Source organism: Rhodococcus sp. ACT016 (assembly GCF_050477185.1).
Lineage (GTDB): Bacteria > Actinomycetota > Actinomycetes > Mycobacteriales > Mycobacteriaceae > Prescottella.
Map to the genome: position 1 here is coordinate 4,354,047 of NZ_JBEAET010000001.1, position 11,540 is coordinate 4,365,586.

The 11,540-nt window shown below is 67.2% G+C and carries 11 protein-coding genes; 1 reads left to right on the forward strand and 10 read right to left on the reverse strand.

What is annotated here, in order from left to right:
* Window position 1: 1 nt before the first annotated feature.
* Window positions 2-1,894, forward strand: a complete 1,893-nt coding sequence (locus ACQ5DX_RS19990; protein ID WP_430334224.1) for a YhgE/Pip family protein — start codon at window positions 2-4, stop codon at window positions 1,892-1,894.
* A 19-nt stretch (window positions 1,895-1,913) separates the two neighbouring features.
* On the opposite strand, the gene ACQ5DX_RS19995 is transcribed toward ACQ5DX_RS19990, so the two are convergent.
* The 10 genes from ACQ5DX_RS19995 to ACQ5DX_RS20040 all read right to left on the reverse strand — a co-directional run bounded on the left by ACQ5DX_RS19995 (window position 1,914) and on the right by ACQ5DX_RS20040 (window position 11,534).
* Entirely contained in the window at window positions 1,914-3,074 is a 1,161-nt protein-coding gene (locus ACQ5DX_RS19995) for an MBL fold metallo-hydrolase (RefSeq protein ID WP_430334225.1), read from the reverse strand.
* Window positions 3,075-3,136: 62 nt separating this feature from the next.
* Window positions 3,137-3,982, reverse strand: coding sequence for a fumarylacetoacetate hydrolase family protein (locus tag ACQ5DX_RS20000; RefSeq protein ID WP_430334226.1), 846 nt, complete (start codon window positions 3,980-3,982; stop codon window positions 3,137-3,139).
* Between the two features lie 68 nt (window positions 3,983-4,050).
* The gene (locus ACQ5DX_RS20005; RefSeq protein WP_430334227.1) at window positions 4,051-5,244 is read right to left on the reverse strand and encodes an acyl-CoA dehydrogenase; all 1,194 of its coding nucleotides are present in this window, start codon (window positions 5,242-5,244) and stop codon (window positions 4,051-4,053) included.
* Window positions 5,245-5,294: 50 nt separating this feature from the next.
* Window positions 5,295-5,855, reverse strand: a complete 561-nt coding sequence (locus ACQ5DX_RS20010; RefSeq protein ID WP_430334228.1) for a flavin reductase family protein — start codon at window positions 5,853-5,855, stop codon at window positions 5,295-5,297.
* Window positions 5,856-5,910: 55 nt separating this feature from the next.
* Window positions 5,911-7,365, reverse strand: coding sequence for a purine-cytosine permease family protein (locus ACQ5DX_RS20015; protein WP_430334229.1), 1,455 nt, complete (start codon window positions 7,363-7,365; stop codon window positions 5,911-5,913).
* 65 nt (window positions 7,366-7,430) lie between these two features.
* Window positions 7,431-7,832, reverse strand: a complete 402-nt coding sequence (locus tag ACQ5DX_RS20020) for a RidA family protein (RefSeq protein WP_430334230.1) — start codon at window positions 7,830-7,832, stop codon at window positions 7,431-7,433.
* Between the two features lie 11 nt (window positions 7,833-7,843).
* Complete coding sequence (locus ACQ5DX_RS20025) at window positions 7,844-9,397, reverse strand: aldehyde dehydrogenase family protein (protein WP_430334231.1); 1,554 nt, start codon at window positions 9,395-9,397, stop codon at window positions 7,844-7,846.
* A gap of 36 nt (window positions 9,398-9,433) precedes the next feature.
* Window positions 9,434-9,856, reverse strand: a complete 423-nt coding sequence (locus tag ACQ5DX_RS20030; RefSeq protein WP_430334232.1) for a cupin domain-containing protein — start codon at window positions 9,854-9,856, stop codon at window positions 9,434-9,436.
* A gap of 5 nt (window positions 9,857-9,861) precedes the next feature.
* A complete protein-coding gene (locus ACQ5DX_RS20035) occupies window positions 9,862-10,602 on the reverse strand; it encodes a hypothetical protein (RefSeq protein WP_430334233.1) in 741 nt (246 codons plus the stop codon).
* Window positions 10,599-11,534 (reverse strand): VOC family protein, encoded by a 936-nt coding sequence (locus ACQ5DX_RS20040; protein ID WP_430334234.1) that lies wholly within the window; start codon window positions 11,532-11,534, stop codon window positions 10,599-10,601. The genes ACQ5DX_RS20035 and ACQ5DX_RS20040 overlap by 4 nt, the downstream gene beginning before the upstream one ends.
* Window positions 11,535-11,540 lie beyond the last annotated feature (6 nt).

The following is an 11,540-nucleotide window of genomic DNA, read 5'->3' on the forward strand; positions in this document are numbered from 1 at the left end:
CATGCTCGCAGGGATGTCGCTCGGCACCGAACTCAAGCGGTTCTCCCGCGGACTGATGCCGCGGGTCGCGCTGGTCACCATCGTGCTGATGCCGCTGCTGTACGGCGCGCTGTACCTGTGGGCGTTCTGGGATCCGTTCGCCGCCACGGGCAAGATCCCCGTCGCCCTCGTCAACAGCGACCAGGGCACCGTCGTCGACGGCAAACCACTGAACGCCGGCGCCCAGGTGGCGCAGGGGATGAAGGATTCCGGGGACCTCGACTTCCACGAGGTGACCGCGTACGAGGCGTCGACGGGCGTCGCGTCCGGGCGGTACTACTTCTCGGTGACCCTGCCCGGCGACTTCAGCCAGTCCGTCGCCTCCCCCACCGGACCTGACCCACAGAAGGCACGAATCGTCTTCACCTACAACGACGCCAACAACTACCTCGGCACCATCATCGGGCAGAACGCCGCCCAGCAGATCCTCAACATCGTCGGCGCACAGATCGGCGAGCAGTCGGTGGACCAGGCGCTGGTCGGACTGGGCGCCGCCGGGGACGGGCTACGCAGGGCCGCCGACGGCGCCGGACAACTCTCGACCGGCGCCCAGGCCGTCGACGCCGGCGCACAGCAACTCGCCGGCGGCTCCCGCACCCTCTCCGACGGCCTGTCCACCGCGTACAGCGGGTCGACGGCCCTCGCCGACGGAACGGCCCAGCTGTCCGCGGGCATCGACACCGCGTCCGGCGGAGCGTCCGCGCTCGCCGGTGGGATGGACCAACTCTCGGGTGCGACGGTCGCACTCGGCGACGGTGCCGGACAGCTCAGTGCCGGGGTGAACCAACTCGTCGACCGGGTGGTCGGAACCCTCGGACCCGCGCTCGACGCCGCCACCCTGGCCCAGCTCGGCCAGTTGCGGGACGGCGCACAGCAACTCGCGTTCCAGCTCGGCGACCCGTCGAGCCCCTACCGGTCGGGGATGGCGCAGGCCGTCGCCGGGTCCGGGCAGTTGCGCGACGGGCTGACCCAGCTGCAGTCCGGCGGGCAGCAGGCCGCGTCCGGCGCCCGCGCCCTCGACGACGGCCTGGCCCAGCTCTCCGGTGGCGGCGAGACCCTGGCACAGGGGGCAGGTCAGCTGGCCGCCGGCACCACCCAGTTGAAGGACGGCTCCGGGGAACTCGCGTCGCAGCTGAAGGAGGGCAGCCAGCAAGTGCCGCAGTGGGATCCGCAGCAGCGCGCCGTCGTCGCGCAGACGCTGTCGGCGCCGGTCGCGCTGGACCAGCACCACGACAACCGCGCCAAGACGTTCGGCACGGGATTCGCTCCGTTCTTCCTGCCGCTGGCGCTGTTCGTCGGCGGCATCATCACGTGGATGCTGTTGCGGCCCATCCAGAACAGGCCGATCTCGACGGGCCTCGGCGCGATGCGGGTGGTACTGGCGTCGTACTGGCCGGCGGCGTTGATCGCGATCGCGCAGGTGCTGGTGATGTACGTCGTGGTGCACTTCGGCGTCGGGCTGGTACCGGTCTACGTGTTCGGCACCATCGCGTTCCTGGTTCTGGTCGCCCTCACCTACATGGCACTGATCCAGGCCTTCAACGCGATCTTCGGGCCGGCCGTCGGGCGCGTCGTCACCCTCGCGTTCCTGATGCTGCAGCTGGTGTCCGCGGGCGGGATCTACCCTGTCGAGACCACCGCGAAGCCGTTCCAGGTGCTGCACCCGTTCGACCCGATGACCTATGCCGTCAACGGGTTACGACAGCTCACCGTCGGTGGTATCGATTCCCGGTTGTGGGTGTCGATCGCGGTCCTGCTCGGCCTGCTGCTGGCGTCGCTGGCGGCGAGCGCGCTCTCGGTGCGGCGCGACCGAACGTGGACGCTGATGCGGCTGCACCCGCCGATCGAGGTGTGAGCGGGTGCAGCCGGAGTGGTCAAGCGAGCGCGATACGCTGCAGGTCGTCTCCGACGACCACCTCACCGTCGTAGCCCGCCTGAGCCCACTTCTTCCACTTGTCGGCATCGAGCGGGTTGCCCGCGAGATCGGAGATGTGCGTGAGCACCAGCTTCGAGACGCCCGCCCGCTGCGCGATGGGGCCCACCTTCTGGACCTCGACGTGCGACTGCAGCAGATGGTCCAGGAAGACGGCGGGCGCATCGAAGCCCTCGACACTGATCGCCTCGTGGACGAGCACGTCCGAGCCCTTCGCCAACTCGACGATGTTGTCGGAGTATGTCGTGTCCCCGGAGAAGGTGACCGATCCGTGCCGGGTGTCGAACCGGAACGCGAACGCAGGGAACACCGGGCCGTGCGGGACCAGGATCGCGGTGACCTTCACCCGTTCGTCCTCCATGACGACGAACGGCTTCATCGCCGGTGCGGTGTTGTCGAACGACGCACCGACGTCCGGGATCGCAATCTCGTGGACGTCGGTGAGCGTCCGGATATCGCGGATACCCATGTCGCGCAGGAAGACATTGGTGCTGTAGGCGTAAGCGTCGTGGCACTGGGCGGTGAGCGCCGCAATGCCGGGAGTGGGATCGGCGGGATTGACCGTCGCGGCATCCCCGCCGCCGAACTTCGGGGGTAGGCCGCCGGCCGGGCCGGGGCCGTACACAGGGACAGGGCCGGGCAGCGCGTCTCCTTCCTGGTTCGGCACGCTGCCGCCCAGCAGGAAGAAGTTGTAGTAGTCGGCTATGTGGTCGGCGTGTAGGTGGGTGATGAAGATGCCGGCGAGCGAGCCCAGCGTGAGTCCCGAGCGCACGTACTGGGTGGCGGCCGAGCGGCCGCAGTCGATCACGTACGTGGACCCGTCCACGACCAGCGCGGTCGAGATACCCACCCGCAGCGGGTCGACCGGAGGACCGGCCTTGGTCCCCAGCAACACCAGTTCCAGGGGCGCTCGGTCGCCGGGGGCGACACCTGTCGCGGGTTGCGCTGCCACCTGTGTCGACGAGTCCGACGCGGTTGCGGCGCCGGCACAACCGGCCGTGCCGAGGAGTGCTGCGGCGCCGCCGATCGCCGCCAACATCGATCGGCGGCTGAAACGATGGCCGTCGGCGACGGCTTCATCGGGACCACAGAGCGTGCACATTGGTTCTCCGTAAGTGTGAGGTCGGAAAGGGGTTCGGTGAACGAGAGGACCGGCGGTGGAGCTCAGCTCCGGGAGGCACCGCCGTCGGGTGTGACGATCGCGTTCGACACCACACCGATTCCGTCGATCGCCACCTCGACGACGTCCCCGGCCTTCAGATAGACCTCGGGCGTGCGCGCACGCCCGACACCGCCAGGAGTTCCCGTCAGGATCAGGTCTCCGGGACGCAGGGGAAGCATGGTCGACAGGTAGGAGACCAGGTGCGCCGGCTCGAACAGAAGGTCACTCAGACCGTGCTTCTGCATCGTCTCGCCGTTGACCGTCGTGTGCAGCGTCGCGTTACGCGGATCGAATTCGTCCGGAGTCACCATGACGGGCCCGACCGGCGTCGACCGCGCCCAGATCTTGCCCTGCAGCCACTCGGTGCTCCGATACTGCCACCCGCGCATCGAGATGTCGTCGGCCACGGTGTATCCCGCGATACAGTCGGCGGCCCCGGCCTCGTCGACCTGATACGCGGTGCGGCCGACGACCACCACCAGCTCACCTTCCCAGTCCATCTGGGCGTCGTCGCCGACGTAGTCGACCGAGTCGCCGGGACCGGTAAGGGTGTCGGCGAACTTCGCGAAGACAGTGGGGTACTCGGGCAGTTCGCGACCCATCTCCTCGATATGGCTCCGGAAGTTCAACCCGACACACAGCACCTTGGACGGATCCGGCACCACGGCAGCCAATTCCGCCTCGGACGCCGGCACCTGGGGTCCCTCAGCGGCGGCGGCGATGTCGCGCCAATTCTCCTCGGCGAGAAGGGCGCCCAGGTCCGAGTAGGCACCGATCTCGGTGTACGTATCGCCATCCAGACGGGCGGCCACAGTGGCCCCGCTCCGACGCAGCGTTGCAAGCTTCATATCTGCCCCGTTCTCTTTCAATTCTGAAGGGTGCTGCCAGGTGATCAGCACTTCGGTGGTCGCGGCGGTCAAGCCGCGGGCGACGCCTCGGGGACGACCAGATCGAAGAAGCCCCAGTGCGCCCCCTCCGGCAGCGTCCCCGACAGCATCCGGCCGCACTGCTGGGTCACGATGTGCGCGGAACCACGGTGTTGGGTGCCGGCATGGCTGTCGCGGAAGAACCTCTGCAGCACGCCGTTTCGCATCACCTGTCCGCCGGCGAACCGGTGCACGAGCTGACTGATCTCAAGCGACGTCCGGGTCGCCAGGCCGGCCGCAAGACGGGAAATGGTCTCCTGCTCGTCGTTCAGCTCCACCCCCTGTGCGAGGGTGGCCTCGTTGTCCCGCCACGTCTCCCGCAGCAGCGCCAGCGTGCCCCGGGTGTGAGAGAAGTGACGTGCGTACTCGGCGAAGAACTCACCGCTGGTGACCGGCGCCCCGTCGGCGGGATCCTTGCGCTGGGTCAGGGCCCGCAGCTCGTCGAGCATCCGGCGGGCGACGCCCTGCGCCCACGCTGCCTGCCCCAGGCCGGCGATCAGTGCCGGGCTGAGCCGGTTTACGACGCCGCCGCGCCGCATGTTCTCCCGCCCGACCCGCAGCGCGAACCGGTGCGGCACAAAGACGTCCTCGGCCGAGTAGTCGAGGCTCGCCGTGGCACGCAGGCCCAGCATGTCCCAGTTGTCGTTGACGCGCAGCGCCCACCGCGGCACGAGGCACACCAGCCGCTCGCCGGCCTCCGTCGTAACCGCGAGGTTCACGTGCGTCGCCATCGACAATCCCGGAGCGAACTGCCAGGAACCGGCGATCCGGTAGCCGCCGTCCGCCTCGATCGCCTGTCCGGTGAACGCGGTGCACTGCCCAGCCACCAACGGAAGTGCGCCGTCCGCGAACAGCTCCGCGATGCCATTGTCGCCGAGATACACACCCGCATTGGCGGTTTCGACGGCGAGCGCACGCACCAGCCAGCCGAGCGAGGCGTCGGCGTGCGACAGCCGCTCGATCACGTCGATGATCTCGAGCGTGGTCGCCTCGATTCCGCCCAGTTCGGCGGGCAGCAGGATCCGGAAGACCCCGCTCTCGTGCAGTGCCTGCTGGACAGCAGGTGTGGGGCGCCGCAGGCGCTCACCGTCCTCGGCCTCGTCCTGCAAGAGCGGGTAGATCTCGTCGATGCTCGCCAGTACGGTCGCGATGTCCGCGACCTCGGTGGCGCGTGTGTCGGCCATGCCGTTCATTCCTCTCACTGCAGCAACTACACTCACCCCCATCGCCCCCTTCACCGACCGGCGTCGTCTGCCGCGAGCGAGGTCCACTGGCCGCGGTGGAAGAGCAGCGGCCGCGCCTCCTCCTGCTGCCCGTAGGACAGGACACGCCCGAGGACCAGCACGTGGTCACCGCCGTCGTAGCTCGCCCACGGGGTGCACTGGAAGTAGGCAGCCGAGCCGTTGATCCGCGGGGCCCCGTCGTCGGTGACCCACTCGATCAGGTCCTCCTTCGGCTGACCCGCGAAGTGCAGCGCCGTGTCCAGCTGGGCGTCGGACATGATGTTGATGGCGAAAGGCCGCTCGAGCAGGTAGGTCAGCGCCCGCGACGTACGCTTCATCGACACCAGGACCAGCGACGGATCCAACGACACGGAGGTGAACGAGTTCACCGTCACGCCGTGGTAGGCATCGCCGGACTCGTAGGTCACGACGATGACGCCGGTAGCAAAGCTACCCAGAGCATTTCGCAGCTGACGCGGGTCGCCCAGCGCGGGGGTGGCCTGGTCGGACTCGAGAGTCCGTGCGTCGACGGCGTTCTCGTAGATATCGGCATTCCACATGATATCGGTCATGAAAGCTTACCTTCGGTTTCGATAGTTCTGCGCCGCAGCGGATTCCGATGGACGGCTACCGAGCCTCGTCGAGCACCTCGGCCGTGGCCGCGTATCCGGTTCCCGTTCCCTCGGGAATCACCTTGCGCACCAATGGGTATCCGATCAATGCGGTCGCAAAGCTCACCAGGAATCCGAGCGAATACGTGTCGGTCGCGATGAGGATCGCACCAAGGGCCGCGGTGAGCACGAGCGTGAGGACACCGGCCCAGTTCCACATCTCCACTCGCTGGCCGGGTTCGAACCGCCGGCGCCGCACCAAGTAGAAGTCGGCGATCATGATGCCGCACATCGCCAGCGTCATGCAGCCCAGGTAGGCGAGGTACTCGGTGAACTTGCCGAGAATCCCGCCGCCGATCATCAGCAGCGCGATGATATTGCCGACCACCACCATCACGGCGCGGCCGGGCTTGCGGCCTGTGAGGGCGTCGACCAGGTTCACCAGCGAGAGCGAGCCCGAGTACGCGTTGATCGCCTGGGCCTTCGCCTGCGCGGCGTAGATGGTGAAGAAGCCGAGCCACCCCGCGAAGATGACGAAGAAGGCTCCGGTGTTGCCCATGACGAAGGCACTACCGGCCGCGGCGGCCTCGTCCGGGCTCATGCCTGCGTTGCGGTCCAGCAGGTACTGCACCACCGTCGGCATGCCGCCGATCACGATGAGCGAGCCCAGCACGGTCATGATGATGTTCTGCGTGATCGGTCCCGCCAGCGCCAGGACGGTCACATCACGCTTGGTGCGGCAGTATCGGGCGAAGTCGGTGCTGACCAGTGCGATGGTGCCGGCGGTGGCGCCCATGACGCCGATCGCGGCCTCGAGTTTGGTTCCGAACCCGCCGGGGACGACACCATCGAAGGAGAACACGGCCATCGCAGAGGCGCCGTCCACCACATAGATCTTGAAGACCATGTAGAGCGCGACGAGGATGGTGACGATGGTGAGTATGCCGGTGGCGCGCAGCGCCAGTCGGAGCCCGAAGATTGCCATCCCGATCCATGCAAGGGTGAGCACACCGTAGACGAGGATGCGGACCGGCCACGCGTCCGGCCAGCCGAACATCAGCAGCGTGCCCTCGTACAGGAGCGCGGACTCCATCGCGAGGAACCCGAGAATCATGATCGTGAAGATCGTCGATCCGATCGCCGATCCCCGCAATCCGAAACCGAAGAAGCGCGACGTGATCGTGCTGGACAGGCCGGTCGTCAAAGCCATGTTGCCCAACGCTTTTCCGAGCGCGACGCCCAGGACGGCGACGAGGACGCCGGCGACCAGGCCGGCGCCGAATCCGGCCAGCACGACCGTGAATCCGCCGATCGAGAAGATGACGAGTGCCGTCGCGACACTGATCGTGCTGAGGGACAGGTGAAGACCGCTCTTCCGGTCCTCCGGAGGCACGCTCACCAGAGCGTGGTCCTCGGCGGCCCGGGCGAGCGAGGAATCGATGGACTGGGTGGGGGTGTTCGGTACGGACATGGGTACCTCGAAGGGACGGGCCGCGGGCGGGCGCCGGGTGCAGCGCCCGCCCGCAGACGTGAATGTCAGTCGGTGCTGCAGCCTGCGACCGCGATCGCCTCGATCTCCAGAAGGATCTCGGGCTTGGCGAGGGACGAGACCTCGACCAACGTGCAGGCTGGGAAGTCGCCGGTGAAGAACTCCTTGCGGGCCTCCCACACGGCGGTGTTGTTCGCGATCCGGGTGACGTAGATCGTCATCTTGACGACGTCGTCCATCACGGCGCCCGCCGCCTCGACCAGGTCCTTGATTTTCTGGAAGACCACCTTCGCCTGCTCGTACTCGTCGGCCCCGAGAACCGACTCGCCGTCCTGACCACGAGCAGTCATCCCGGAGATCATCACGAGATCACCGACCCGCAGGCAGTTCGACCACAGGCCCTCGGCGGGCTCGCGAACGGCGTCGGAGTAGAAACGCTGCTTCTTCATCGATGTGCTCCTCAGAGGTCGATCCGGTTGTCCCAGGCGGAGGTTCCGCCCCAGTTGATGCACACGCTCTGGCGGCGCATGAACCCCTTCCAGGCGTCCGAACCGGCGGTGCGACCACCACCGGTCTCCTTCTCGCCGCCGAAGGCCGCGCCCACGTCGGCGCCGGTCGTGCCCATGTTCACGCGCACGATTCCGCAGTCGCTGCCGCGGGCCGACAGGAAGGTCTCGATGTTGGTGAGGTTGGTGCTGTGAATACCCGATGCCAGACCCTGCGCCACCCCGTTGTGGATCTCGATCGCCTCGTCGAGCGTCTCGTACGTCAACACCGAGACGATCGGCACGAACGTCTCCTCCTGCGCGATCTCGAACTCCGGGTGCACCCCGGTGACGATGGCGGGCTCGACGTACAGGCCCGGACGGTCCATCACGTTGCCGCCGTATACGACCTGCGCACCGGCCTCCTGCGCACCGACCAGGACCCGCTTGTAGTCCTCGACGGCCGCCTGGTCGATCAGCGGGCCGACCACGGTGTCCGGGTCGCGTGGATCGCCGACGGCGATCTGGTCGAAGGCCTTCTTCATCAGCTCGACCAACTTGTCGGCGATGCTCGCGTGGGCGATCACGCGCCGAGTACTGGTGCAGCGCTGCCCGGTGGTGCCGACGACACCGAACGTCAATGCCTTCGCGGCCAATTCGAGGTCGGCCGTCTCGTCCACGATGCACCCGTTGTTGCCCGAGCACTCGAGCTGGTAACGGCGGCCCAGGGTGGAGCCGACGATGTTCGCCACTCGCTTGCCGACGCCCGTCGACCCGGTGAACGAGACCATCGCGACACGGGTGTCGGAGACCAGCTTCTCGGCCAGCTCGTTGTCTTCCGGAATGAACAGCGAGAACACGCCTTCGCAGCCCATCTCCCGCGCGGCCTGGTTGACCACGGTCTGGATCGCGATCGCGGTCAGCGGCACCTTGGGGCTCGGCTTCCAGACGACGGTGTTGCCACCGATGACCGACAGGAAACCGTTCTGGGCCCACACCGCGGCCGGGAAGTTGTAGGCGCTGATGACGCCGACCACACCGAGAGGCAGCCACTGGTCGTACATTCGGTGCTCGACGCGCTGCGACTGCTGGGTGGCGCCGTACATCATGCGGGCCTGACCGGCCGCCAGTGTCGCCATGTCGATGCACTCGCGCAGCTCGCCCTTGGCCTCCATCGTCGACTTGCCGGTATCCAGGCAGACGATGCCGGCCAACGCGTCGAGGTTCTCCTCGATCAGCTGGCCGATACGGCGGACGAACTCGCCTCGACGCGGCGGCGGGACCATGCGCCACTTCTTCTGAGTCTCGACCGCGGCGGCCAGTACGTTCTCGAAATCCTTTGCGTTCGAAGCAGCTACGCGTCCGACGATCTCACCGTCCGCCGGACACTGGGCCTCGATGACGGGACGGCCCTCGACCGCACCCCAGCCGGTGGCGTCGGTGTAGGTGCCCGAGTGCACGTCGTCGAGCCCGAAGGCGGCCAAGACCTCCGCGGTGTCGAACAGGGTCTTCTTCGCTTCTGTCATCATTTCTCCAAAATCTCTTCTCGCGCAGTAGCCGAAGCGTCAGTCCTTGGCGAGGAAGTCGCCGATGGTGTCATCGGTGTGGTACTCGGGCTTCTCGTAGTAGTGCGGACCGTCGTAGATCTCGATCAGCACACTGCGTTCGTGCGCCAGCGTGGGACCGTGCGGATGATCCTTCGGGTTCATGTAGAACGACCCGGGGCGCAGTCGCAGACCGGTGTCGGTGTACTCGTAGTCCCCCTCGAGGCAGTACATGAACTGGTTCGACGCGTGGGTGTGCTTGGTCGGGATGGTGCCGCCCTTCTCGTACTCGAGCAGCGCGATACTCGCTCCGGTGTCCGGATTCTTGAAGAGGAAGTACTGGCGGAACCCGTAGTCCGGGTAGTCGATCCAGTCCTCGTCCTTCAGATCCGCCGCGTGCAGGAGAATCTCCAGCGTCTTCATAGTCTCGGGATTGACGTTCATGTGTCTCACTCCAGGTCCGGGCGGACCGCTGCCACCCATTCGTCGTATTCGGCTCGGCTGTCCGGGGTTGCCGGGAAGAGGCCGAAGATGGAGCGGCCGCGGGCGATGTGCAGCGCCGCGAACTCCTCGTACTGCACGGCGTCGAGCGCCTCGTCGGCCACTTCGTCCACCAGATGCCGCGGGATCACGACGACGCCGTCGCGGTCGCCGACCAGGACATCGCCCGGGTAGACCGCGACACCGGCGCAGCCGACCGGTCCGTCGAGCGCCACCGGGTGCAACGCGATCGGCGTCGCCGGCGGCGCGCTACGTCGCTGGTAGCACGGCAGACCCGTGTCGCTGATCGCCGCCGAGTCGCGGTAGCCGCCATCGGTCACGACGCCCGACACCCCGCGGTGGCGCAGTCGCGCCGCCATCATGTCGCCCATCGACGACGCCTCGACCGAACCGAAGGCGTCGATGACCAGGACCGCACCCGGAGGGCACTCCTCGATCGCCCGCCGGTGCATGTTGTCGTCACGACCGTAGTTGGCCATGCTGTCGATGTCCTCGCGAGCGGGGATGAATCGCAGCGTGTATGCCGGCCCCACCAGCTGCTCCTGACCGTCGGTCAACGGTCCGAGCCCGAGCATCATCACGTTCCGGAACCCGTGCCGCAGCAGGACATTGGCCACATTGGCCGAACCCACTCGCAGCAGCTTGGCACGGACGTCGGCGTCCAGCGGCTGAGCCGCGGTGGCCGTCACTGGAAGAACTCCAGCGGAGGCCGGTTGCCCCACTGCGTGGTGTCGCTCGCGGTGCCGTTGAACTTACTCGGACAATGGGTGGCGTCCACCACGTCGCCGTCCGTGTAGTGCTCGATCCGGAACCCGAACGGGTCCTTCCAGTAGTCGAAGATCTGGCTGCCGAGCAGGTGCCGGCCGACGCCCACGTCGAGCTGATAGCCCTGCGCGAGCAGGTAGTCGTGCGAGGACATCACCGCGTCGAGGTCGGTGACCTCGAACGAACTGTGGTGCACCCCTACCCAGTCGGACTGCAGGACCAGCATGAAGTGGTGGTCGACCAACTGGTCACCGAGATCGAGGCGGATGAAGGTGCCCACGATCGGCCCGTCCTGCCCGGGAGGCAGGAAGTAGTCCGAGTGCAGGAAATTGAACCGCTCCTCCAACCACGCCATCGACTCGTCGTGGTTGGTCACGTGCAGGACGAAATGCCCCAAACGCGCGATCGTGCACGGCGCCACCTGCTGCCGGACTGCGGAGCCGACGCGGTTCTTGTCGCGGATGTTGTTGAACTCGAACGGTTCCCGGTCCGCGATCGGCTCGGCCTTCGCGCGCCCCCAGATCGCTCGGATCTCGAAGCCGTCCGGCATGTGCATGACGACCTCGTAGCCGCCGCCCGGCTCCGTGGACGCCCGCACCGGCGACGAGCCCGGCTTGCCGGCCAGCTCGTCGAGATCCGCGCGCGTGGCGACCTCGATCGAGGCGCCGACGAACCGCTGCCTGTCGGCCCTGCGGGTGACGTGGATGTGGTGCTGCGTGCCGGTCCCGCGCATGTAGAGAGTCGTGTCGTCGCTACCGTCGACCCTCGTCATCCCGAAGGCCGTCAGGAACTTCTCCATGACGCCGAGATCGGGCACCTCGTAGGTGACCTGCGCTGCGTCGATTGCTGTGGCCACTGAACC